This window comes from Lachnospiraceae bacterium oral taxon 500, from assembly GCA_002999035.1.
Taxonomy (GTDB): Bacteria; Bacillota; Clostridia; order Lachnospirales; family Vallitaleaceae; genus W11650.
Map to the genome: position 1 here is coordinate 1,513,157 of CP027241.1, position 24,276 is coordinate 1,537,432.

The following is a 24,276-nucleotide window of genomic DNA, read 5'->3' on the forward strand; positions in this document are numbered from 1 at the left end:
AACAGCAACTATTTTTTCAACTTCGGGTCAAGTGCGTCCCGCAAACCATCGCCGACATAGTTAAAAGCGAACATGATCAGGCAAATCATCAGCGAAGGCATAAGCAGCTGATAGGGGTTGGTACGCAGCATTTGAATCGAGTCGTTGCACATGGTTCCGAGGCTGGCCATCGGAGCGGCAATACCGATGCCGATAAAGCCCAGGAAAGCCTCCATAAAAATAGCGGACGGAATCATCATGGTGGCGGTAACTAAAATCGGCCCCATTGCGTTGGGCAAAAGATGCCGGAATAAAATCGTGGATTGGCTTGAACCGATGGTTTTAGCGGCGTAAACAAACTCATTTTCTTTCAGGGAAAAGATTTGTCCGCGCACCACCCGTGCCATTGTCACCCAGTAGACACTGGACAGGGCGATAATAATGCTTAAAAAGCCGTCGGATAAAACCACCATAATCAAAATGACATACAGCGTCAGCGGTACTGTGCTGATGATATCAACCACCCGCATCATGACGGCATCGACGTTGCCGCCGGCATAAGCGGAAATGCCGCCGTAAATCATGCCGATGGTCATATTAACCAGGGTTGCGATAAAAGCGACAATCAGCGAAATCTTAGTGCCGTACATCAGCCGGGTCAGCAAATCCCGGCCCAGGCCGTCCGTCCCCAACAGGAAAGTGGTGTTCCAAACCCGGTTATCCTTGGCCAGACGTTTTCCTTCCTTATTTAATAAGGCTGCAGGTTTTTTGGCGTAGCTGAGAACGATTTCTTTGCCCTTAAAAGTAAAATAAGTGATCTTCTCCGCCGGGTTATCGTGTTTTTTGTCCAAAGCCGACAAGAGCTTGCCGCCGGGACTGACGTTGACGACTTTTAGGTTCGGTGTGATATAAAACAGGTCGCCGTCAATATTGGTCACCTCCAAAAGCGGTGGGATATTGGTAAAGTCCAGCTTTTGCGAGTCGAAAGAGTAGGGCGTGAAGTACGGCCCGATAAAAGCGAACAGCATCAGCAGTAAAATAATGAGCAGGCCGACAAAAGCGGATTTTTTATGAGAAAAGCGGAACCAGACGTCCTCGAAAAAGGTGCGTTGCTTGCTCCATATTTTTTCGCGAAGCTCATCTTCTTCGCCCAAAGGTTCCCAATCGGAAACAGGAATTGTTAAATTCTTATCCATGATTTATCCTTTCTGCCGCCGGACTGATCCGGTGAGGCTTGCGTATATTCTCTGCTTTCATCGTGTTCCGCTCTTATCTGCTGTCAGATATTTAGTGCCGGCATATAGCCAGCCAAACTGCAAGCTCTATATCAAAGCGCTTTGTGTGTCTGCTGCCGATGCACCAGCCTTATTCTGTTAAAAGAGGCGGCTTTTTATGAGCGGTCAGTAAAAAATGTTTATGAATATTCGGAGTTTGAATTATTCATATTTAATGCGCGGGTCAATCAGCATGTAAAACATATCCACTAAAAAGATCATGACGATTAAAAAAGTGGCGTAAAAAATGGTCATGCCCATAATGGCGGTATAATCGCGCTGGGCCACGCTGTCGACAAAATAAACACCCATGCCGGGAATGGCAAATATTTTTTCAATTACAAACGAACCGGTCAGCAGTCCCGCCACTGTCGGCCCTAAAATGGTAATGACCGGAATCAGCGCGTTGCGCAGGGCATGATGAGTGATGACTTTAAACTCGGTTTGACCTTTCATGCGGGCGGTTCGGATATAGTCCTGCTTCATCACTTCCAAAAGACTGGAGCGCATCAGCCGGGCAATAAAGGAAATGGAATACCCGCCGAGGGCAATCACCGGCAGGATATAGCCCTGCCATGAATCCAAACCGAAAGTGGGGAGAAGCTCCAGCCGAAAACTAAAAAAGTAAATCAAGGCAGTGGCGATAACAAAGGAAGGAATTGTTACGCCCAAAGTGGCCAGTGTCATAACAAAAGCATCCTGCCATCTGCCGTTTTTGATCGCGGCCAGAATCCCCAGCGGCAAAGCAATCAGGACGATAAAGACCAAAGTAATCAGCCCGAGTTTGGCCGAAACCGGAAAGCCCTCGCTGATAAAATCGTTGACGTTTTTGCCCTGGTATTTAAAGGAAGGGCCGAGATCCAGCCGAACCAGTCCTTTTAAATAGTCAAAAAATTGTTTCGGCAGCGGATCGTCCAAATGATATTTTTGATTCAGGGCTTCCTGCACTTTCGGAGGCAGTTGTTTTTCTCGGGTAAAGGGACCGCCGGGCACTGCATGCATAAAAATAAAAGTAAGCAATATAATTATAAAAAGCGTGAGGAAAGTCATGGCGATTCTTTTTAAAATATAACGAAACATAATAGATGGCTCCTTTCGTTTTTGCAGGAGAAAACTGCCGTCGGCTTTGCTTTTTTCAAGCTTTCGTGCCTGAATGATAGGCAAAAGCCGCCGTATTTATCGGAACCGGCGGCTTTTGTGTTTATACCGTCTTGCCCTGAATGTGTTTGTCACGCGGCTTTTGTCGGTAAATTTATGTATAAAAATAGAATGTAGAAAATATTTTAGACATTATACCACATAAAAAAGAGGATTGCAATTTTATTTTTCGTTTCTTGCAAATATGGGAAAGAGATATAAAAACATTAAAAAAATATAAGAAATTCTGGTTATATTATTGATTGAAAAAAGACAAAGAAATAAAATCGAGTTTTTTTGATGAGATTATGCAGAGAAATATGTTCTTTTTGCCGAAAAGAAAAGCGCTGCTTGTCGGGCAGCGCTTGAGTTTTTTAAAAGACGGTCTTAGCGAATAGGGGGCAACGGAGTGTTGATATTAACGTCCAGCTTATTGTACGGGATTTCAATTCCGGCCTGATCCAGCAGCTGCTTGGAGCTTTCCAGCAGATCATAGGTCACGTCCCAGTAATCCTCGCTTTTAACCCAGACCCGGGCGGTAAAGTTCAGAGAACTGGCGGCCTGCGCCGTCATGCGCAGAAAGGGAGCCGGGTCGTTTAGCACCTTGGGATGAGTAGTCAGCAGATCCATCAGCAGTGATTTTACTTCGGCAATATCGCTGCCGTAGCCGACCTGAAAGGTCAGATCGACTCTCCGGGTCGATTTAGCGGAATAATTGATCACAATTGAGTTGATCAGTGTGCCGTTGGGGATGGTAACCCTTTTGTTGTCGGGGGTGAGCAGGTAGGAATGAAAGACCTGAATTTTCTCGATTTTACCGGAAAAGCTTTGCACCTCGATGAAATCTCCGACTTTAAAGGGCTTTAAAATCAGAATCAAAACACCGCCGGCAAAATTAGAGAGCGAGCCTTGCAGGGCCATGCCGATCGCCAGACCGATTGTGCCGAGCAGGGCAATGATTGAACTTTCCTTAACCCCCAGCTGCAAAACAACCGAGATAACTAAAAATCCCTTTAAAGCAATGCCGATAAAGGATTCCAAAAAACTGGCCGCTGTCGGTTCCATTTTGGCTCGCCGAAAGGCCGGCCGAATCAGCTTTCCGGCTCGGGCAATCAAAAATAGTCCTACCGCCAGGGTCAAACCGGCCAGCAAAATCCGCCCGCCCAATGTGGCCAAAAAATCGAAAATTGCTTGTTTCTGCCCGCTCCAGGAAAAAGAAGCAGAAGTAAGAAAAAATGATGGCATAAAATCCTCCTGTGACAACTGTTTGCAATGAACTAAACTTGTTCGACCGGAGCAGGCAGCTGGAAAGGCTCTGCCTTTTTGCGGAAACGAAATCCGCTGGCCAAACCGTCATATTCGCCAAGCCCGACGGTGAAGCGGGGAAAAACTCAAACCAAGCTTTTCTCTGATCGCAGTGCTGTGGCGTCTACCCGGGGCAATCTGCCCCTGATCGAAGTGGGCGGCCTGTCTGCTCGAAAGCTTCGCTTTCCGCTCCGAAAAGACTGACCTGCCAACTAACATGGGAAAGTTGAGTAATGATTATTTGCTTACAGTGTAAAACTTTTTCGCCGGAAAGTAAAGAAAAAAACGATTAAAACTCCCGCGATCAAGCAGAGAGCATTTTGTCAAGTACCTTTTGAGATTTATAGACGTTTTTTTCTGTTGAACGGTTGAATCGCTCACATTTTTCAAAATACTGAGGACATTCCTGCGGATTTATCTCATCTTCACATAGAGTAATTATGCTTTAATTATCCTTATCATCTTTACTATTTGCCTTTTTTATTTCTGCTCCATGCAGACCACAATTTAAAAGAAGAGCCCAATACAGCAGCATAAACATTTGATTTCCGATGCTGTTGCGTATCTGTTCCTTTCTTCTAAAATCTGAGCAATAAAAAACAGTAACCCTTTTTTGATTTACTGTTCTACATTTACTCTATTAAAATACAAGGCGATATGCTATTTGCCGTAAAATAGTTTTACCTATAAATCCAGAAGCTTTTTATATTTACTAATATTCGGCTCTTTTCTGTCAATACACCATGCTCTTACCATCTCTTTTAATTCATTCTTATCTTTTATGAGAGTTTGATATAAAGCGCCATCTTTTTCAATCTCAAAAAAATAACCGGATATATCATTTGATTTGTTTTTGTAAAGGATATTCTTAAAAAATCCTTTTGACTTATAAGACGGGGTAGCTTGAACAAAGGTACTCTCCACACCGTCTGTTTCAAACCAAATTGTAATAAATGCATTCTCTCTATTAGTTGTTCCTCTTTCTATGCTATCAAGAGTATCAATCACTCTCTCAATATTGTCAAGGTCGCATATCGTATCACCATGACTCTCTGTTCTATATTTCAAAATTTCAATTCCTTTGCCGAAAATCGCATCATTACTTTGTATGTCATAAAAACCTACCTTGTATTCGTCGGCAATGCTTTTTATATATTCAAGAGCCTTCTCGGCAACGGAATAGGAAAATGCACAATACACCCCATGTTTTCCAAGACTATAGTCTGTTAGATGGTTTTCCGATTCTTCTGATGCATAAGCAATTTCATCAGGTGGTGCATATTCTCCGTTCATCGGTGGAAATTTCTCGAACATTTTTTTCGCCCACGAGGAGATAATATCAGAACACCCATTCAAAGAGTTATAGTCTTTATCTTCTGTATACTCTGTAAACTTCTCCTGATAAGAAAAAATGTCCAAAGAAGTATTGATACAACTTCTTCTCTCAAAAACAAATAAATCAAAACTCATACCTTATCATTATCTCCATTCATATAAGTTGCTTATCTCTCCTCATGTTCCATAACTTTTATTTTACTCTATCAATTGCCCTAAATCTATTTCTTACTTCTCTAAAATTCGAATTTGTTTATTAATATTAACTAATATTATAGCATTTTTTAGGCGTTTTGTCTACTTCCAGATTTTCTGCTCACTCACTACTATTTGCCCTTAGAATGTATTGCCTTTATGAGCTTATCTTGAAATGTTTCCTTGCTTTTTTGACATCTCGCTTATCTCTATAATGCTTTTTGGTCTTGAATGACTATATCGTCACAATACTCCTGACTTTTCAAAATGTGTGTTAGGGTTGCTTTATTCCAGTTATAGCGTTTTTTTATTCGGTTTTCTGTTTTTTGCCGTTCCTCCTTTTTTGTGTGTCTATATATCACTCCTGTTCAGTTAATATTATGCAACCCAGTTTTCGTACCAAGGTAAATAGGAATGAATAGATTATCCGAAAATACTGAAATTTTGCTTTATACAGCAAGATCAGTTCAATATTGAATAATCCCCTAAGTTGCCATGAATGACATTTTTCTTTTTGCAAAGAGAGCGAAGAAAAACAAAACCAACGGTGGATTTGGTTTGACATTTGGCCGGGGCGTGCTTATAATCTGTAGTATGAAATATAATTTGCATCGGAGAGCAGCCGAAGCAGACAATAACAATGTGATTAATCCTAAGAAGTTTATAAAAACGGATGGTAACGTGACGAGTGCGACTAAAGGTGCGGCTGATATATCTGCTTTGTTTACTGATAGAGAGCACGAGATCATAGAAGCTATCAGAAAAAATCCTCAAATTACGCAAAAACAGCTTGGTGAAGCAACAGGAATTGCGGTGGGAACAATCAAGCGATTGCTGCCCAAGATGCAGGCACAGAGAATCCTAAAAAAAATTGGCAGCCGCCGCTCGCGGGAATGGCGGGTTTAAAACCATCGGCAAAAAGATATGGCGGTATAGGAAGGGAGCGGAAAATGGATAAGGAAAGCGGCAAAGAGACAGTAAAAAATATAGAAAAATGGGCGGCGGCGGCCGAAGCCAACACCAAGATTCCAAATGAGCTTTATCCTAAGTTTGATGTCAAAAGGGGCTTGCGGGACAGCAACGGCAAAGGAGTTTTGGCGGGGCTGACCAATATCGGCGGAATTCATTCCTATTATGTGGATGAGGGCGAGATCGTGCCGGTTGACGGTGAGCTTTTTTACCGGGGCTACGATATCCGGCAGCTGGTGGATGGCTTTGTCCGGGAAGAGCGGTTTGGCTTTGAGGAAATCGTTTATTTGCTGCTAATGGGCAATTTGCCGAATCGGGCGGAATTAGAGGCTTTTCAGCAGGAATTAAGCGGCTGGCGGCAAAGGTTCCCGGAGGATTTTACTCGCGGCATTATTTTGAATATGCCCAGCCATTCGCTGATGAACAGCTTTGCCAGAAGCGTTTTATCACTCCACAGCCTTGACCCGGATGCGGAAAGTGCTGAACCGGAAAAGGTACTGAAGCAGTGTATCCGACTGATTGCAATTTTTCCGATGCTGGCGGTGTACAGCTATTATGCGGCGGAGCATTATCACAAAGGGAAGAGCTTAGTCATTCACGCGCCTGAGGCCGGTTATTCAACGGCCGAAAACTTTTTGCACATGCTGCGCAAGGATAATCAGTTTACTCCAACGGAAGCGAGATTATTGGATATTTTGCTGGTACTGCACGCCGAGCATGGCGGCGGTAATAACTCCACCTTTACCGTCCATGTTGTTTCATCTGCCGGAACCGATACCTATTCGGTTATAGCGGCGGCTTTAGGGGCGCTGAAAGGGACAAAGCACGGCGGCGCGAACAGCAAGACGCCACAAATGATGAAGGACTTAAAGCAAAATGTTAAAGATTTGACGGACGAAGCGGAACTGGAGGCTTATTTGCAGGCGGTTTTGGATAAGAAAGCCTTTGATCGGCAGGGTTTGATTTATGGGGTCGGGCATGCGGTTTATACCTTATCCGACCCCAGAGAAATATTACTGAAAAAATATGCGGCGGACTTGGCGGCGGAAAAAGGACGGGAAGAAGAGTTCCGGCTGTACCAGACAGTGGAACGGCTGGCGCCGCGGCTGGTCATGCAGCAAAAAGGTTTAAAAACGCCGGTAGCGGTTAATGTTGATTTTTACAGCGGCTTGATTTATGATATGCTGGGCATTCCTGAGGAACTGCTGACACCGCTGTTTGCAGTGGCCCGGATTGCCGGCTGGTGTGCGCACCGGCTGGAGGAGTCAGTCAATCAAAGTAAAATCATTCGCCCGGCTTACAAAATGGTGGGCGAGCGCAAAGAGTATACGAAACTATCGAAAAGAGGTTAAGGAAAATGCTGGATAAGGAGAAATATCAAGCGGAATTAGAGGGCGGGCAGCACTATTTTGATATTGTCGGCTGGTGCGCAGCACATGAGGTCGATATTGATGAACTGCCGTTTTCGATTCGCTTATTATTGGAAAATAATTTGCGTCATTATGATGGGAAATACTTCACCGATGAATATTTGCGCCGGCTTTCCGGCTGGAGCAAGGGCTATGAGGCGAAAGAGGTTCCTTTTTTGCCGGGGAGGATTTTGCTGCAGGATTTAACCGGCGTACCGGCAGCGGTTGATTTGGCGGCCATGCGCGAGAAAGCGGCGGCGATGGGGCTTGACCCGGCCGCTATATATCCGCGGATTCCGGTGGATTTGGTCATTGATCATTCTGTTTCCATGGATTATACCGGCACGCCCGAAGCGCTGGCTCAAAATGTGGAATTGGAGTTTGAGCGCAATGCCGAGCGCTATCGTTTTTTGAAATGGGCGGAAAATGCCCTGCCCAATTTTAAAGTACATGCACCGGGACAGGGAATTTGCCATCAGGTCAACTTGGAGCAAATCGCCGGCGTGGTGCTGGCTGATGACGGCCTGTGTTACCCGGATACGGTTGTCGGCACGGACAGCCATACGACCATGATTAATGGTCTGGGCGTCTTGGGCTGGGGTGTCGGCGGTATTGAAGCGGAAGCGGCCATGCTGGGGCAGCCGATTTATTTGCTGAATCCCGAAGTTGTGGGAGTTGAGCTGACGGGGCGTTTGTCGGACGACGTAACGGCCACCGATTTGGTTTTATATTTGACGCATTTGCTGCGTAAAGTTAAGGTTGTAGGTAAGTTCGTTGAATATTTCGGGGAAGGCGCAGAGAGTTTAGGCGTAACCGACCGGGCAACCGTTGCCAATATGTCGCCGGAATACGGTGCGACTATGGGCTATTTTCCGGTTGATGAAAAAACATTGGATTATTTGCGCCTGACCGGCCGCACGTCCGGGCAAATCCGGCTGGTTGAAAATTACTGCCGGAAGAATAAGCTGTTCCGGGGAAAAGGCAGTCGTCAGCCGAAGTATACGCAGGTAGTGACAGTTGATTTAAGTGCCGTCCGGCCGGCTTTGGCCGGGCCGAAACGGCCGCAGGATCTGGTGCTGCTGGCGGAGACGAAGGCCAGCTTTGCTGCCGGTTATCCGCTGCGGACAGAGCCGCGACAGGCAGATGCGGCCACAGAAAAAAGCGGTACATTTACTTTGGCTAACGGCGATATTGTGTTGGCGGCAATTACCAGCTGCACCAATACCTCCAATCCGCAGGTTATTTTGGGAGCGGGGCTTCTGGCTAAAAAAGCGGTTGCGGCCGGTTTACGGGTACCTGGTTATGTTAAGACCAGTTTTGCGCCGGGTTCTTTAGCTGTGACCCGTTATCTGCAAAAGGCAGGTCTGCTGCCCTATTTGGAGAAGTTGGGCTTTGCTGTGGCCGGTTATGGCTGTGCCACTTGTATCGGCAACAGCGGGCCTTTATCCGAGGAAGTCAGTCGGCAGATCAAAGCCGGGGACTTGCAGGTGGTTGGCATTTTAAGCGGCAACCGAAACTTTGAGGGGCGGATTCATTCGCTGATTCCGGCTAATTATCTGGCGTCGCCGCTTTTAGTGGTGGCTTTTGCTCTGGCCGGCCGAATTGATATTGATTTAACAACCGAACCGCTGGGCTTTACCGCAGAAAAGAAAGCGGTTTACTTTAAAGATATTTGCCCCAGCCGGGAAGAGATTGAGGAAGCCGTTAAGGCGGCAGTGCTGCCGGAGTTTTTCCGTGAGAATGCCAGCGCCTTTACCGAAAAATGGCAGGCGCTGTCGGGTAAAAACACGCCGCTTTATCCCTGGGAGCCGGATTCAACCTATGTCCGCCTGCCCGACTTTTTTGACCGTCTGCCGCAGACAGGACAAGCACTTTGCTTTTTGGAGAAAGCCAAAGTGTTGGGCGTTTTGGGCGATTCGATAACAACGGATCATATTTCCCCGGCGGGCAGTATTGCACTGGATAGCCCGGCTGCCCGATATTTGACCGAACATGGCACGGCGCCGGCTGATTTTAACTCCTACGGCTCACGGCGCGGCAATCATGAAGTGATGATGCGGGGAACTTTTGCCAATATCCGTCTGCGGAATCAAATGGCAGGTGGCAAAATCGGTGGCTACACCATGAAAGATGGGAGATTGTTGTCGATTTATGACGCGGCGATGGAGTATCAAAAAGAAGGAACGCCGCTGATTATGCTGGCCGGCAAGGAGTACGGTACCGGCAGCAGCCGGGACTGGGCGGCCAAGGGGCCGTTGCTGCTGGGGGTCAAGGCGGTCATTGCCGAAAGCTTTGAACGGATTCATCGCAGTAATTTGCTGGGCATGGGCATTTTGCCTTTGGAGTTTTTAGAAGGGGAATCGGCGGCAGGGCTTGGACTTAGCGGTACAGAGGAATATACCATTTGCCTGACCGGCGGCTGGCAGCCGAATGTACTTTTGCAGGTTGAGGCAGCGGGCGAGGGCAACCGGAAAAGCTTTGCAGTCAGAAGCCGGCTGGATAATGAAATCGAAATCGAATACTTTTTAAACGGCGGGATTTTAAATACGGTGTTATTGGGCTTATCATAGCACATACGGAATCTTTGAACTGGTAAGCTGCGGGTAAAGTATGAGCAAGGGTTTCCCCGATGAGGGAAGGGGCTGGATAGAAAGCCGGGAGTTGCTTTCGCATTTTCGTTTGACATCGCATGAAAGAGCAATAGGAAAATCAGTAGAAACGGAGCAAATATGAAAAAAGACTTGGATTATGATATTGTCATTGTTGGAGCGGGGCCGGCCGGAGCGACCTTGGCCCGGCTGCTGCCGGATTCTTACCGGGTGCTGCTGCTGGATAAAAAGCCGCTGGCGGAGGCGGACTGGCCGATGAAATGCTGCGGCGGACTGTTGTCGGAAAGCGCCCAAAAGGTAATGGCCGAGATGAACTTAAACTTGCCGACGGAGGTGCTGATTCAGCCGCAGACCTTTGTGCTGCGGGTGATGGATTTAAATTATCCGCTGGAACGCAGCTATCAGAAGCGTTATTACAATATGGACCGGGGAAAGTTTGAACAATGGCTGGTCAGCCTGGTTCCGGATACCGTAGAAAAAAGAGGCGGCTATGCTGTTAAGGACTTTCACCGCTGCCTGCAAGGAGTTGAACTGGTTATAAAAAATCGGGCTAACGGTGAGGAGAAAAGAATCCGCAGCCGGATGGTAGCGGCGGCGGACGGGGCAAGTTCCGTTTTCCGTCATAAGCTCTATAAAAACTGTGATGATCCGCGCTATGTGTCGATTCAGGAATGGTATGAAAATACGGGCGGGATTGATTATTATGCGGCGATTGTTGACGAGCAGGTGACGGATTTTTATTCTTGGCTGATTCCCAAAGGGAATGCCGTGATTTTGGGCGGCGCGTTTCGGCAGGATAAAACGCTGGGGAGTCCCAGCGACTGCTTTTTACGGCTGAAAGAAGGCCTAATGGCCAGAGGGCTGTTGCTTGGAGAGAGGCTTCGCCGCGAGGGCTGTGAGCTGCTGCGGCCGGTTAATAACCGGATGATGACCGGAAACCGCAAGATTGCCCTATTGGGGGAAGCGGCCGGCTTTATCAGCCCCAGTTCGGCCGAGGGTTTCAGCTATGCCTTTCGCTCGGCTTTGGGCTTGGCGGAAGCCATTAAAGCGCGCGGTATAGAGAACTTTGCCGGACAATACGCTGCCGCCTGCCGGCCGCTGAGAAGGAATATTTGGCTTAGAAATGTTAAGGCTTGGGGAATGTATCATCCGCTGACCCGCAGGGCTGCGCTGCGCAGCGGCTTCGGGGCGCTGAAAGGATAAGAAAAAGAAATTAAAAAAACTTAAAATAGAGAAAATTAAGCTAAAAAACGGGAATGTTTATTTTGAAAATTTACCGGCAAAAGAATTTATCATTTTTTATTTGTTTTTTCTTAAAAAAAGAATATAATATAGATGTCAACAAAGATTATATTATATTTTAATAGGCTCTCGGAATCTTGAGCCTGCCGCTCAAGATTTCTCGGTCGGAGGAAGGCTGAAAAGTAAATATTATCCAGAACAGTACAGACGAAGGATAAGATTTGAAAAAATGGCGTATTTTAATAGACCATGAGTCAGAAATGGGGTATACTGGTAGTGCTTATTCAGTTAAGCGGCTTGCGCAAAGAGATCTTTTAAGTGGGATGACTTTGGCAAGTCCCATGCATCAAGATGTTGACACATCATGATGGCGAAGAGGCGGCAGTACCACAATTTAGTAGTGCGGTGTCTGCCGTCTTCTAATTTGTAGTCTATCTTTTCCCTCTTATTACAGCGTTCGGAAGATGTTCTTGCATTGTATTCGGCTTTCCATTTTTTGCTGCTGCGCGGCGGATCGTTAAAAAGCCTTGGGTTATCTTTCAAAACAAGGTGGACGGTACGGCCATACTTCGCATCCGAGCAAGGATGTTCACACGTGCAGGCTGGGATTCCACCGACAAAGCTGATTTTGGGGCATTTGAATTTCATACGGCCCTTTGCGTTCTCCGTGCCATCGCGGCGCATACGGAAACCTTCTTTGCAAACAGGGACGCCATCAGAATCTATCGTGAAGTCATCTTTGTAAACCGGAGGGTGTCCGCCTTTGCCATTGAGGTCAATGAAAGGTTGGATCCCCTGCTCGCGGCAGTACTCGTAGTATGCCATTGCATCATGGGCAGAATCCAGAAGGAGCTTGTTGACGTGGACGTCCGGGAGATACTGTTTCATGGAAAACCAGTTATACAGGAAGCCATGCGAGTCATGCCGTGAGGCAGGACTCAGGAAAGGGAAAAGGGGGAGATCGTTTTTGGAGTCGGAGGCCGTAAGCATGTAAAGGCTATATCCGAAGTAATAGCGATCTCTGTGGGAATCCCATCCGATATTACAATCCGGTTGATGGTAAATGCGGCTGCATGAACAGTCACGGATGCCTTTTTTCAGGCAGTTGCAGATACGTGTTTTGCGTTCTTTGGCGGCTGTATAAACGGGGGTGCCGTCACCGGAAATGGCGAGATTGTTAAAATCGATTCGCCCATTTTCGGCGGAGAGATTCAGGAACTGAGATTGGAAGATTTCAAACAGGCGTGCAGCTGGGGCGAAATCCTGCGGAGGCTGAATACCGAACTGTTCCAGAAGGTCATATACCGTCACTTTTTCTGCCGGTGCCGCTTTCTCCCCCTTCTTCTTTGGCTTTTTCGGCTTTTCCTTTGGTGGGTGGAGAGGGTTGGAAATGTTGTTTTTCTCCGACAGCCATAAGTGCTTCATAAAGTCATAAAAGGTACCGGTGCCGGGAGTATCTCCGACAGGAAATCCGGAAAGGATGGCATACAGGTGGTTTTGCTTCAGGCAGGAAGCCCAGGAAGTCAGGGAAGGGACCTTAAACTTCATGGAAAGCAGGTAAGAACGCAGCATATCAGAAGGAAGCCGTGGCTTAGGACCAAAGACAGAGTAACGATCCAGCATGATTTGATCTACCGAGGAGAGATCCAACCCCCAGAACTGTTCGAGCACGTCCCAGGTAGAGGAGTCAAAAGCAACATCGGCATCAGGATAATATTTACGAAGTTGAATCAGAACGCGATTCTGATAGGTGGCATGGCCGCCAGTGTTAATTGGTTTCAAAATGTGCACCTCCAATCAAGAGTGAATTTGCTTTTTAATTGAAGGGCGCGCCTCGCTTCCTCTGCGAGGCGATATCAGCAAGGCGCGCCGCACATTTTTGGCCTCGTGTCAAGAGTTTTTTTGAAAAACCGATGAAAAAACGTGGGGGAATTTAAAAAATGGAACATCTGAAAGCCAGAATTTATGCGGCTCAGAGATTCCGAGAGTCTATTTTTATATTAAAGGAGAAATTGAAAATGAGGAAGAAAGTGGGATTGTTGACAATCATTGTTTTTTTGTTTGGGTTTTCGGTGTTTTCCAATGCAGCAGAGAATTTATTATTAGAAGATTTTTTGACAGATACTTTTCAAAAATTGATTGCACTTGCCGATAATGCGGTTGATTTTAACTCACAGTCAATAGAACTGGAAACCGTTTTATCGGATAAAGAAATCGTGCTGGCAGAAGAGGTAAAAGATTTATTCCGGTACAGAAAATCACTGGAGGATTTGTTTTCAACCTATACTTCAACAGCAAAAATGAATTATCGCCTTTCTATTCGGTTGCTTTCTAAAAAAGAAATAGGTGAGTTGTGTTTTTATGAAGTGGCCAAAGCATCAGAATATAACTATACCGATTTGCCGGATGTTTTGTCCAAAGAGGGACGGATTGTGCAATTTGTTACTCGTCAGGATTCTTTGACGGGGAAAGTGGAAATAATAGACTTTTTTGTTCCTGATGATTACGAGTTGCGTGGCTGCTTGGAGGAGCTTTCTTTATATGATTTATATCAGGAGAACCGTGCGGATAGTGAACTGTTGTTTTTAAGGAAAAGCAATTTGAAAGAGAACTATGATAACATTTTCCGGTCGACGTCGGAATATATTAAGCAGAAAACAGAAGAAGCGGAGAATGTTACCCCAGAAGAAAATGCAGATATAACGGAGATAAATAGAATACCGCTTTCTAAATATGCTATTAAAGATTATGCGCGGAGAAATTGTTCAAAAGATCAGCCATTAGCTGGTTGGGGAGATTCCGTAGCGCCATACTATGACTTTTCTCAAATTTTCCGGGAAATTATGATTGTACTAATTTCGCTTCACACGCGATATTAGCTGGAGGAGCGAACATTTGTTATAATGGGAATCCGAGTACCGGTTGGTATTTTAAATCTCTGAATGACCGTTCCTATTCATGGTCTGGTGTCCCCAAATTAAGAGATTTTTTGGTTTCAAACAGCAATATTGGTCCATATGGACACGAGTTAAACTACAGAACATATTCAGATATAAATTCAATTCCGTATGAATTTGGTGATTTAATTCAATTTTACCAAGCAGATGGATACAATAATTGGCGACATTCAGGGATAATAACACAATTTTATAAACTTCCTTCATCTACTACACAATATGGCGTATTGTATTGTGCTAGAATTGCAAAGGGAATTTATGAATATGATGTCAAAGCAGAAAAGAAGTATGGAAAGCAACCGAAAAGAGTGATTGCTCTTGATGGAACAAGGTAGTGTTAAAATTTGAAATAATTTGAAATAATTTTAAAAAAGGCTTGACAAGATATGAATTCTCCTATATGATAATGATATTCATTATCAACAAAAAAGGAGGAAGTATTTGCAGACAAAAGAAACTTGAAAAACTCCGTTTTGAACGTTTATCAGCCATCAGCCCAAGTCTTCGGGAAATGGCAAAATGAGTGAATGAGCCGGAAGGATTATGAACTTCGTCCCGGCCGCGCTAAGTACAAGATTTTTCGATCGAATCAGGGAAAGTCGAGCCACTAACTGCAAAGAAAAAAAGAAAATGAATCAACCAGTAAACAACAAACAATTAAAAGGTTTTGCCCGGCTAAGAAAGGCGAGCGCGCTATTCTTAGCTCTTTTTTTGGTCATTGGTCTGGCCGCCTGCGGACAACCGGCGGCCAACGGGGAAAAGAAGGCGGACACGGGAGAGAAAAAGTACAATGTCGTTGCCACTTCGACCATGCTGACCGATTTGGCTAAAATTATCGGCGGCGATAAGGTCGAAGTCAACGGCCTGATGGCAGCCGGGGTTGACCCGCACTTGTATCAGCCGACGGCCGGCGATGTGGCTAAGCTCCAGGCGGCCGATATGGTTGTAATCAACGGCCTGCATTTAGAGGGTCAGATGGGCGAGGTTTTTTCCAAGCTGACAGAAGCCAACAAGCTGGTGGCCGAGGTCGGCGAGTCCATTCCGGTTGAGGATCGGCTGCCCTTTGCCGATTCGATTTATGACCCGCATATTTGGTTCAGCGTACCGAACTGGAAATTGGCGGCCAGAAATGTAACCGATACCTACATTAAATTGAGCGAAAAAGACAAGGATTACTTTGAAGCCAATTATGAAAAATACATCAAGGAACTGGATGAGTTGGACAGCTATATCCGCGCCCAGATTGAGAGTCTGCCGGAGCAGTCCAGAGTGCTGATTACGGCGCACGATGCCTTTAACTATTTCGGCAGGGAATATCATTTTGAAGTTATCGGCTTGCAGGGCATTTCGACCGAATCGGAAGCGGCTACCTCGGACGTGGCAGAGTTAGCGGATTACATCGTTAAAAATAAGATTAAAGCGATTTTTGTGGAGTCCTCGGTGCCGAAGAAAAATATTGAAGCCTTGCAGGAAGCGGTCAAGGCCAAGGGCTTTGACGTTCAGATCGGCGGCGAGTTGTATTCCGATTCGCTGGGCGTGGGCGAGGACGGCACGTACATTGGTATGTTTAAGGCTAATATCAATACCATTGTCAGTGCGCTGAAGGATTAACCGGCGGCTGACAGAACCTTATTCGCAGCGGTTGGTGCCGGCCATTTACACTTCACGGCAAGCTTTATTGGGATTCCTAAACAGGTGCTGTTTGTTTGCCTGTCCGTGCGGAAAGCGGAGATTCAGACGGAGCAAGGCGGCCGAAAAGCTTGCCGAGAAAGGAAATTAGCCCGATAGTTCGGGTAAACTGCTCGTAATTCGCTCTTCGCGGATTACGAGTGCGGCGCTCACGGAAATAGATATTTATGCTTACTGTGTCTGCGGAGAGCAAGCTTTCTATTGTCATAGCGGATTATTTAGCAGCAATAAGTTACCGGAAAATAAAAAAAGAATGGGGCATGAAATGGAGAAAGAAACGAAGTATATTATCAATGTCGAGGATATGACGGTGGCGTATCAGATTAAACCGGTGCTGTGGGATATTGATTTCCGGGTGCCGGAAGGTGTTTTGATGGCGGTAATCGGGCCGAACGGCGCGGGGAAATCGACTTTGATCAAGGCGATGCTGGGGCTGTTAAAGCCGGTTTCGGGCACGGTTCTTTTTTGGGGAAAGCCCTATCACAGTGAGCGGAAAAGAATCGGCTATGTGCCGCAGCGGGGGAGCGTCGATTGGGATTTTCCAACGACGGTCTTAGATGTGGTTTGTATGGGGCGCTACGGTGCGGCCGGCTGGATTAAGCGAATCAGCAAAGCCGATAAACAGATTGCACTGGAGGCGCTGGATAAGGTCGGTATGCTGGAGTTTAAAAACCGGCAAATCAGCCAGCTGTCCGGCGGTCAGCAGCAGAGAGTCTTTCTGGCGCGGGCTTTGGCGCAGGATGCTGAGGTTTATTTTATGGACGAGCCTTTTCAGGGGGTGGATGCCCGGACGGAAAAGGCGGTAATTGATATTTTAAAGAGGCTCCGCGATAACGGCAAAACCGTGGTGGTTGTTCATCACGATTTGCAGACGGTGCCGGAGTATTTTGACTGGGTAACGCTTTTAAATATTCAGCTGATTGCCAGCGGGCCGACAGCGGAGGTTTTTACCGAGGAAAATCTGAAAACGACCTATCGCACGACCGGCGAGGCGATGAAGGAGTAGTTATGGCAAGTATTTTTTCAGACTATACGACGCAGATTGTTTCGGCGGGAGCGACTTTGCTGGGTGTTTCGGCTGGGGTTTTAGGCTGTTTTATCGTCCTGAAAAAAGAGTCGCTGGTCGGCGACGCGATTTCTCATGCCGCGCTGCCGGGAATTTGTCTGGCTTTTATTTTGCTTGGGACGAAAAATTTGTCTTTGTTTTTAGTCGGCGCGCTGGCGGCCGGGCTGCTGTCAATGCTGATTGTGCGGACGGTGGTAAAGTATTCCAAGATTAAGTTTGACAGTGCCTTAGCCATTGTCCTGTCAGCCTTTTTCGGGTTGGGTCTGGTTTTTCTGACCTATATTCAGCGGATTCCCAATTCCAATCAGGCGGGCATGGAAAAGTTTATTTTCGGTCAGGCCTCGACCATGCTGAGGCGTGAGGTTTATCAGTTGCTGGCGGTGGGGATTATTTTGCTGGTTTTGATTGTTTTGTTTTGGAAAGAGTTAAAGCTGTATGTTTTTAATCCGGAATATGCCGACAGCTTGGGTTTTTCCACCAAGCGCATCAGTCTGCTCCTGATTTTGATGACGGTGTTGGCAGTGGTGGCCGGTTTGCAGACGGTAGGCGTTATTTTAATGAGTGCCATGTTGATTTCGCCGGCAGTCGGCGCCCGGCAGTGGACGGATCGCCTGTCGGTGATGGTGGTCTTAGCCGGATTTTTTGGCGGTGCGTCGGGGCTTTTGGGGACGCTGGTCAGCTCCTCGATCCGCAATATGCCGACCGGTCCGTCGGTGGTGCTGGCGCTCAGCGTATTTGTGCTGTTCAGCCTAATCTTTGCGCCCAACCGCGGGCTGCTGTGGCGGCAGATCCGGCATCGCCAAAATATTAAGAGCATTGGCCGGGATAAGGTGCTGATGAACTTATACTATTTGTCGCTGCAGCATCAAACGCCGCATGCTCATTCGCTGGAAGCGATTGGTCTCGGCCGGGAGAAAGGAAAAGAAAAGCATTTTCGCCGGGTTTTGGATAAATTAGCGGAAGACGGGTTTGCGGTGAAGGAAAAGCCGGATTATTACCGGATTACCGACAGCGGACAGGCGCATTTAGCGGAAAACGGACTAATCGAGGGGGTAAAACATGGTTTACTTTGAGATTCAGTTGATTGCGGTGGTCGTGGTGGCTGCCTGTGCGATTCCGGGCGTCTTTTTGATTCTGCGCCAAATGGCGATGATGACGGATGCAATCAGTCACACGGTGCTGCTGGGAATTGTTTTGGCGTTTTTTATCACAATGGATTTGGGCTCGCCGTTTTTGATTGTCGGCGCGGCGCTGATGGGTATTTTTACGGTTTATTTTGCCGAGGTACTGAATCGGACCAAGCAAATGGCCGAGGATTCGGCAATTGGCATTGTCTTTCCGTTTTTATTCAGCATTGCCATTGTCCTGATTTCGCTGTTTGCCCGCAATGTTCATTTGGATGTGCGCTGCGTCCTGCTGGGCGAGTTAGTGTTCGCGCCGTCGTACCGGCTGGTGATTGGCGGGGTTGATTTGGGGCCGCGGGCGCTGTACACCATGGGCACGATTTTGCTGATTAACTTGGGTTTTGTGGTGGTTTTCTTTAAGGAACTGAAATTAACGACTTTTGATGAGAACTTAGCGGCGGCCTTGGGCTTTGCTCCGGCGCTGCTGCATTACGCTCTGATGACGGTGGTATCGGTCACGGCGGTCGGAGCGTTTGAAGCAGTCGGCTCGGTGCTGGTAATTGCCTTTATGATCGGGCCGGCGGCAACCGCTTACTTATTGAGTACGGATATTAAAAAACTAATGCTGCTCAGTGTCCTGATCGGCGCGGTCAACGCGATCGTCGGCTTTTGGCTGGCAATGTGGATTGACGTTTCGATTTCCGGCATGATGGCGGTGGTAACGGGCCTGACCTTTGGTCTGGTCTTTGTTTTCGGCAAGGACGGCTTGGTGTCGATTGCCCGGCGGCGCAAGCAGCAGGAAAGAGATTTCGCTGATTTGACCATGCTGTTTCATATTTTCCGGCATGAAAACAGTCCACGGGCGGAGATTGAAAACGGAATGGATACGATTTCCAAGCATCTGAACTGGAAAGAGGCTAAGATTACTGCCCGGGCGGCTGACCTAATCGGCAAAGGCTTTTTGGTCAAGGAAAATAATCAGCTGATTTTAACCGAAGCCGGCCGGAATTACACCAAGGCCAGCTTTGCGTCATGGATTCAGGCAAGATAAGAAAAGGAAATAAAGAAGCGCCGGTACATTGCCCGGCGCTTTTTAGTTATTCGTTGTTTGCCCCTCCCCCCAGTTCCGCGGTTCGCCGGTTATACTGATCCTGCATCAGGGTAAAGCTTTCGCTGTGGCCGCCGGCATCGGGATGATAGATTTTGGAGAGCGCCCGGTAACGCCGTTTCAGCTCTTCTTCGGTTTGACAGCCGGCAAAAAAATCAGGTGCGGATTGATTCTGCCGGGTCTTTGTCTGCCGGCTGAGGGCGGACAATACTTTTTGCGTCAAATCATGAGAGAGCTTTTGCGCTTTTTTAATTTCGGGAATAAATAAGGTTTCAAAGTCATGGCAGGGAATTTCCTTTTTATATTTAGAAAAATCTGCCAGTATTTTTTCAAGTAAGCTCATATACTCCGCAAAATCATAGGCCAGAGCCGGATCGGGCTTGATATTCATGACCGCATCAACCTGTTGCTGCAAGCTCTCAGCCTCATTTAACAGGAGCTGCAAGCTGTCCATATACTCCTGACATTTAGCCGCATCGCCGGTGCTGCCTGACTCCGCCAGCGGAGAAAGGGGGGCATCCATCTGCATTGACTGTTCCAGCAGGGCATTGCGGTATTCCTGATAATTTTGAGTGGAGAACTTCAGCAGTTTTCCCCATTCCATCCATTCCATGCCGAGAGTCACCAAAGCCGTGGCAATGGTCAAAGCGGTAACGACGAAATAAAGGACGGAAAAAACGACGTTGACGGTGGGGAACAGTTTTAAATAAGCAAAAATACCAAGACCAAAACTTTGGCTGGTAAAGCGGTGAACCGAATAAACCAGGTAACCGATTATTCCGATGGAGGCGCAAATTGCCAGCGGTCCGGCGATAGAAAGCAGAAAAACAATCAAGGCGTTCAGCCCTTTCATCAGATAAAAGAAGGGACAGGCCAAACGCAGAGCCGGGCTGGCCGAGTCAGCGGTTAAAGCGCTGTGGTCGCGCCTGCAAATATCAAATAACCGGCAGTAAAGGTCATGACAAAGATGAAAGACCGAGTCCAAAATTGTTGTTAAAAGCGAGATAACAGCAGTCACCAGCACTGCTGCGACGGTTCCGAATAAGAACAGGATGGCGGCAACAATCAGGATAATGCTGCCAAAAACAATGAGTATGGCGAAGAAAGTGCCTAATCCGTCTAAAAAGCCGCCGGGATTATTAAAAAGCAGGTTTAAGAGGAATAAAGCGAATAAAGCTGCGCCCAGCCCAATGAAAACCATTGTTTTTTGCACTGCCTTCATCAGCAGCTGGGCAAGAATGGTTAACAGGAAAAAGGGCAGAGCCAGCAGCGAAAGAAAATTGATTTTTAAAACTTTTAGTATATTTGCCATGATATTCCCCTATTCGTATCGTTCAAACTCATATAAAATGCTGCCGATAAAATTATCCTCAGCGCCGACGGTCAGGCTGATCCGGTCGCCGCTGACGCTGTCCAGATAAACCAAAGTAGTCTTGTCATGACCGGTGCCGATCAAAGGGCTGCCCTGGCAATAAGCCGGTGTACCTAAGATACCGGTTTCTTTATGGGCGATTTCCGCCAAACTCATACCCAGCCGAATGCCTCTGGGCAGGATGACCTGATTGCTGTGGAAACGGACACCGATAAACTGGGCGTCTTTTAATGCCGCTAAACTGCCGCTTTGGTTTTGGACGACCATTGCTACCCCGGCATGACTGGAAGAAGCAATGTCATAAGTTTCGGCGGGCTTGAGCATTTTGTTTTCAAGCACGGAAAACTGCATTATCTGCGGAATGGCGGTTAAGTCAAGAATTTGCCCGTTATACTGGACTTTTCTGGAATAAGGCTCCAAAGCTAAAATTTCAGCAGAAGCCTGATTGCGTAAAACGGAAGCGGCAAAGCCTTCCGGGTCGGTCAGTGTGAGCGGCAGCTCCATTTTTTCATCCTTGCGGATATCTATTGTTTTCAGGTCAGTGGTAACGTCAAACATTGCTAAATTTTTATCGCTCATATAAAGGCTGGCGATTTCATAGCTTCCCGGCAGCAGAGCTAAGTCGGCGGAATAATGATTGGCATCGGTCAGCTTGGCTCTGAACTTTTTATCGGAGGTGGTGTGTCGCAGCGTGATGGAGATGGTAACCGCATTTTTAATTTCCGGGGAAAGCTGCTCGTATTCCGGCGGAAGCTGCGTCAAAAAAACATGACAGCCGGCGTTCCACTTGGCGGTATTTTCCGGGCCGCAGCCGGAAAATAGAAGAGCGCTCAGGCAAAACGCGGATAATAGAATGAGTTCCTTTAGTTTTAAGTTTTTCACAACAAATCCTCCTGTTTTGGGGGCATATATTTGTTAAAGTTGATCTTACTTACCTGCTTGGCTTTCCCGTTACCGTGCGGTAAACACCTTATTTGTGTCTGCCGAAAGGCTTTGCTGTTTCGCCGGCATTCGCGTTTCTGTCAGCGAAAAAGACGGTATCTTTTCGCAGGAACGGAAATCGCCGTCTTTTTCTCTCTATTTTAAGGGCTGTGCCCGGCTTTGTCAATTGGGATTTTCCGGTCAGACCGGCGAAATCAATGAAAAAAAATGAGTATTTTGCGGTCAGGCCGACGAAAATCATGAAAATAATGAGGATTTCGCGGTACCTAAATCAGAAATGCAGAAATACCGGCCGAACGATAACATTTGCTTTTGACAGAAGAAAAAAGGCAAAGCCTGTATTTGGACTTTGCCTTTGAAAATCAAACTGATAAACCATCAGCTTTGTATTGTTCTTTCGGATTTTCTTATTTTACAATCTTTGTTCCGGTCAGGCCCTTGATGGCTTCATCGGCCTTTTCCAGTGAAGTAATGATTGCTTCACGGTTTTCACCGGCCATTACAAAGTCAAGGCAGGCTTCCACTTTCGGCAGCATGCTGCCCTTAGCGAAATGGCCTTCTTGGATGTACTGATTGGCTTCGGCTGAAGTCATTACATCCAGCGCCTTTTGTTCCGGCTTGCCAAAGTGAATGCAGGCCTTTTCTACTGCCGTCAGAATCAAAAGCACATCTGCTTCGATATCATTGGCTAATTTGGCGCAGGATTTATCCTTATCGATAACCGCATCAACCCCGACTAATTTTCCGTCTTTGCGGACAACCGGAATTCCGCCGCCGCCGACCGTAATCGGAATCATATCCTGAGCAATAATCTTGTTAATTGCGTTTAACTCAACAATCGCCGTCGGTGCAGGTGAGGGCACAACCCGGCGGTAGCCCCGGCCGGAATCCTCAATGAAAGTAAAGCCTTTTTGCGCCGCCAGCTCGTCAGCCTTTTCCTTGGCATAGAACATACCAACCGGCTTGGTCGGATGTGCGAAAGCACTGTCCTTTGCATCCACTTCAACCTGAGTGACAACACAGATTACATCCTTATCGATGCCTTCCTGGCGGAACTTTTCTTCAATCGCCTGCTGCAAATGGTAACCGATATAGCCCTGCGACATAGCGCCGCATTCAACTAAAGGCATCGCCGGCATCTTGACTTCGCCTTCTGCCGCATAATCCATCGCCAGATTGATGATACCGACTTGCGGGCCGTTGCCGTGACCGATAATGATCTGATTACCGGAACGTACCAGTTTGGCAATGGTTTCGGCTACGAAATCAACGGCATCCCGCTGTTCCTTTGGTGTAAAGCCTAAAGCGTTACCGCCCAGAGCAATGACAACTCGTTTTCCCATAAAAAACCTCCGTGACTGCTCTTAGCATAAAGTAGCGTAAATAACCGCTTTGATCGTGTGCATTCTGTTTTCGGCTTCGTCAAAGACTACGGATTGCGGGCCTTCAAAGACTTCGTCGGAAACTTCCATTTCCGGCAGGCCGAACTTTTCGTGAATTTCCTTACCGATGGTGGTCTTTAAGTCATGGAAGGACGGTAAGCAGTGCATGAAGATTGCTTCCGGATTAGCGTTCGCCATAGCTGCCTTATTGATTTGATAGGGCTTTAAGAGGCGAATTCTTTCTTCCCAAACACTGTCCGGCTCGCCCATTGATACCCAAATATCGGTATAAAGCACATCGGCGCCGGTGGTGCCTTCTTTCACGTCCTCGGTGAAGCGGACGGTGCAGTGGCTCTGTTTAGCAATTTCCTGAGCCTTGGCCTGCAGTTCTTCATCCGGCCACAAAGCCTTCGGTGCGCAGCCGGTGAAATCAAGACCCATCTTAGCGCAGGCAATCATCAAAGAGTTGCCCATGTTGTTTCTGGCATCGCCCATATAGGTGAAGTTTAAGCCCTTTAAGCGGCCGAACTTTTCTTCGATCGTAAGCAGGTCAGCCAGCATTTGGGTCGGGTGGAAACGGTCGGTCAGGCCGTTCCAAACCGGTACGCCTGAATATTTGGCTAAGGTTTCAACCAAAGATTGATCGAAGCCGCGGTATTCAATACCGTCATACATCCGGCCCAGTACCCGGGCGGTATCTTCGATACTTTCCTTTTTGCCCATCTGCGAGCTGCCCGGATCAAGGTAGGTCACGCCCATACCCAGATCCATACCGGCCACTTCAAAAGAGCAGCGGGTGCGGGTTGAGGTCTTTTCAAATAACAGAACAATGTTCTTTCCTTCTAAATAGCGATGAACGGTACCCGTTCTTTTTAATTCCTTAAAGTTTCTTGATAAATCAAGCAGATAGCGAATCTCGTCGCTGGTGAAGTCCAATAAAGTTAAAAAACTCTTACCACGTAAATTTTTAGCCATGTTAGCTCCTTTCTTGATGAGTTGCTCCGCTTTTAAATAGAAGAAAGAGGAGCGGGCAGTCATATAACTGCCGAGGTTAAATAATTATAACTGCAATATTGATTATCGTGCCTTTTATTATACCTTATTTTCAATAAAAGGTGTAGCAAATCTGGGCGAAATCATTGTACAATTTTGCTTTTCTTTTGACCGGATTTTGCCTCAAAC

At 46.9% G+C, this 24,276-nt stretch carries 19 protein-coding genes; 10 read left to right on the plus strand and 9 right to left on the minus strand.

All coding sequences use genetic code 11. The annotated features are described in order from the left end of the window. Positions 1 to 8: 8 nt before the first annotated feature. The 4 genes from C3V36_06895 to C3V36_06910 form a co-directional block, all read right to left on the minus strand. Positions 9 to 1,175, minus strand: coding sequence for an ABC transporter permease (locus tag C3V36_06895; GenBank protein AVM68989.1), 1,167 nt, complete (start codon positions 1,173 to 1,175; stop codon positions 9 to 11). A gap of 240 nt (positions 1,176 to 1,415) precedes the next feature. Then, the gene (locus tag C3V36_06900) at positions 1,416 to 2,333 is read right to left on the minus strand and encodes a peptide ABC transporter permease (GenBank protein ID AVM68990.1); all 918 of its coding nucleotides are present in this window, start codon (positions 2,331 to 2,333) and stop codon (positions 1,416 to 1,418) included. Positions 2,334 to 2,777: 444 nt separating this feature from the next. Further along, a complete protein-coding gene (locus C3V36_06905; protein ID AVM68991.1) occupies positions 2,778 to 3,635 on the minus strand; it encodes a mechanosensitive ion channel protein MscS in 858 nt (285 codons plus the stop codon). Between the two features lie 744 nt (positions 3,636 to 4,379). After that, complete coding sequence (locus C3V36_06910) at positions 4,380 to 5,165, minus strand: hypothetical protein (protein ID AVM68992.1); 786 nt, start codon at positions 5,163 to 5,165, stop codon at positions 4,380 to 4,382. A 555-nt stretch (positions 5,166 to 5,720) separates the two neighbouring features. Here C3V36_06910 and C3V36_06915 point away from each other — a divergent pair. From C3V36_06915 to C3V36_06930, 4 genes are all read left to right on the plus strand, one after another. Beyond that, the gene (locus C3V36_06915; protein ID AVM68993.1) at positions 5,721 to 6,131 is read left to right on the plus strand and encodes a hypothetical protein; all 411 of its coding nucleotides are present in this window, start codon (positions 5,721 to 5,723) and stop codon (positions 6,129 to 6,131) included. 44 nt (positions 6,132 to 6,175) lie between these two features. Next, complete coding sequence (locus tag C3V36_06920; protein AVM68994.1) at positions 6,176 to 7,546, plus strand: citrate synthase; 1,371 nt, start codon at positions 6,176 to 6,178, stop codon at positions 7,544 to 7,546. 5 nt (positions 7,547 to 7,551) lie between these two features. Continuing rightward, a complete protein-coding gene (gene acnA / locus C3V36_06925; GenBank protein ID AVM68995.1) occupies positions 7,552 to 10,173 on the plus strand; it encodes an aconitate hydratase AcnA in 2,622 nt (873 codons plus the stop codon). A gap of 159 nt (positions 10,174 to 10,332) precedes the next feature. Further along, positions 10,333 to 11,415 (plus strand): oxidoreductase, encoded by a 1,083-nt coding sequence (locus tag C3V36_06930; GenBank protein ID AVM68996.1) that lies wholly within the window; start codon positions 10,333 to 10,335, stop codon positions 11,413 to 11,415. Between the two features lie 327 nt (positions 11,416 to 11,742). Here the strand turns inward: C3V36_06930 and C3V36_06935 are convergent, their stop codons facing one another. After that, positions 11,743 to 13,236: a hypothetical protein gene (locus C3V36_06935; GenBank protein AVM68997.1), complete on the minus strand. Its 1,494-nt coding sequence runs from the start codon at positions 13,234 to 13,236 to the stop codon at positions 11,743 to 11,745. Between the two features lie 158 nt (positions 13,237 to 13,394). Between C3V36_06935 and C3V36_06940 the strand changes: the two genes are divergently transcribed. The 6 genes from C3V36_06940 (at position 13,395) to C3V36_06965 (ending at position 19,341) form a co-directional block, all read left to right on the plus strand. Further along, complete coding sequence (locus C3V36_06940; GenBank protein ID AVM68998.1) at positions 13,395 to 14,333, plus strand: hypothetical protein; 939 nt, start codon at positions 13,395 to 13,397, stop codon at positions 14,331 to 14,333. A 110-nt stretch (positions 14,334 to 14,443) separates the two neighbouring features. Beyond that, the gene (locus tag C3V36_06945; GenBank protein AVM68999.1) at positions 14,444 to 14,746 is read left to right on the plus strand and encodes a hypothetical protein; all 303 of its coding nucleotides are present in this window, start codon (positions 14,444 to 14,446) and stop codon (positions 14,744 to 14,746) included. A gap of 295 nt (positions 14,747 to 15,041) precedes the next feature. Further along, the gene (locus C3V36_06950; protein AVM70472.1) at positions 15,042 to 16,022 is read left to right on the plus strand and encodes a manganese transporter; all 981 of its coding nucleotides are present in this window, start codon (positions 15,042 to 15,044) and stop codon (positions 16,020 to 16,022) included. Positions 16,023 to 16,365: 343 nt separating this feature from the next. Further along, on the plus strand, positions 16,366 to 17,106 hold the full coding sequence (locus C3V36_06955) for a peptide transporter (GenBank protein AVM70473.1): 741 nt from the start codon (positions 16,366 to 16,368) through the stop codon (positions 17,104 to 17,106). A 2-nt stretch (positions 17,107 to 17,108) separates the two neighbouring features. Continuing rightward, on the plus strand, positions 17,109 to 18,239 hold the full coding sequence (locus C3V36_06960) for a zinc ABC transporter permease (GenBank protein AVM69000.1): 1,131 nt from the start codon (positions 17,109 to 17,111) through the stop codon (positions 18,237 to 18,239). Beyond that, a complete protein-coding gene (locus C3V36_06965) occupies positions 18,226 to 19,341 on the plus strand; it encodes a metal ABC transporter permease (GenBank protein AVM69001.1) in 1,116 nt (371 codons plus the stop codon). Before C3V36_06960 ends, C3V36_06965 begins: the two co-directional genes overlap by 14 nt. A 46-nt stretch (positions 19,342 to 19,387) precedes the next feature. On the opposite strand, the gene C3V36_06970 is transcribed toward C3V36_06965, so the two are convergent. The 4 genes from C3V36_06970 to argF form a co-directional block, all read right to left on the minus strand. Beyond that, complete coding sequence (locus tag C3V36_06970) at positions 19,388 to 20,710, minus strand: hypothetical protein (protein AVM69002.1); 1,323 nt, start codon at positions 20,708 to 20,710, stop codon at positions 19,388 to 19,390. Positions 20,711 to 20,719: 9 nt separating this feature from the next. After that, positions 20,720 to 21,652, minus strand: coding sequence for a hypothetical protein (locus C3V36_06975; GenBank protein ID AVM69003.1), 933 nt, complete (start codon positions 21,650 to 21,652; stop codon positions 20,720 to 20,722). A gap of 467 nt (positions 21,653 to 22,119) precedes the next feature. Beyond that, positions 22,120 to 23,055, minus strand: coding sequence for a carbamate kinase (gene arcC, locus C3V36_06980; GenBank protein ID AVM69004.1), 936 nt, complete (start codon positions 23,053 to 23,055; stop codon positions 22,120 to 22,122). Between the two features lie 21 nt (positions 23,056 to 23,076). Further along, a complete protein-coding gene (gene argF, locus C3V36_06985; GenBank protein AVM69005.1) occupies positions 23,077 to 24,069 on the minus strand; it encodes an ornithine carbamoyltransferase in 993 nt (330 codons plus the stop codon). Positions 24,070 to 24,276: the final 207 nt, after the last annotated feature.

Coding starts and splice junctions, on each gene's coding strand:
- C3V36_06895 (AVM68989.1), bottom strand. CDS start 1,175: ATGGATAAGAATTTAACAATTCCTGTTTCCGATTGGGAACCTTTGGGC.
- C3V36_06900 (AVM68990.1), bottom strand. CDS start 2,333: ATGTTTCGTTATATTTTAAAAAGAATCGCCATGACTTTCCTCACGCTT.
- C3V36_06905 (AVM68991.1), bottom strand. CDS start 3,635: ATGCCATCATTTTTTCTTACTTCTGCTTCTTTTTCCTGGAGCGGGCAG.
- C3V36_06910 (AVM68992.1), bottom strand. CDS start 5,165: ATGAGTTTTGATTTATTTGTTTTTGAGAGAAGAAGTTGTATCAATACT.
- C3V36_06915 (AVM68993.1), top strand. CDS start 5,721: ATGAATGACATTTTTCTTTTTGCAAAGAGAGCGAAGAAAAACAAAACC.
- C3V36_06920 (AVM68994.1), top strand. CDS start 6,176: ATGGATAAGGAAAGCGGCAAAGAGACAGTAAAAAATATAGAAAAATGG.
- acnA (AVM68995.1), top strand. CDS start 7,552: ATGCTGGATAAGGAGAAATATCAAGCGGAATTAGAGGGCGGGCAGCAC.
- C3V36_06930 (AVM68996.1), top strand. CDS start 10,333: ATGAAAAAAGACTTGGATTATGATATTGTCATTGTTGGAGCGGGGCCG.
- C3V36_06940 (AVM68998.1), top strand. CDS start 13,395: ATGGAACATCTGAAAGCCAGAATTTATGCGGCTCAGAGATTCCGAGAG.
- C3V36_06950 (AVM70472.1), top strand. CDS start 15,042: ATGAATCAACCAGTAAACAACAAACAATTAAAAGGTTTTGCCCGGCTA.
- C3V36_06955 (AVM70473.1), top strand. CDS start 16,366: ATGGAGAAAGAAACGAAGTATATTATCAATGTCGAGGATATGACGGTG.
- C3V36_06960 (AVM69000.1), top strand. CDS start 17,109: ATGGCAAGTATTTTTTCAGACTATACGACGCAGATTGTTTCGGCGGGA.
- C3V36_06965 (AVM69001.1), top strand. CDS start 18,226: ATGGTTTACTTTGAGATTCAGTTGATTGCGGTGGTCGTGGTGGCTGCC.
- C3V36_06970 (AVM69002.1), bottom strand. CDS start 20,710: ATGGCAAATATACTAAAAGTTTTAAAAATCAATTTTCTTTCGCTGCTG.
- arcC (AVM69004.1), bottom strand. CDS start 23,055: ATGGGAAAACGAGTTGTCATTGCTCTGGGCGGTAACGCTTTAGGCTTT.
- argF (AVM69005.1), bottom strand. CDS start 24,069: ATGGCTAAAAATTTACGTGGTAAGAGTTTTTTAACTTTATTGGACTTC.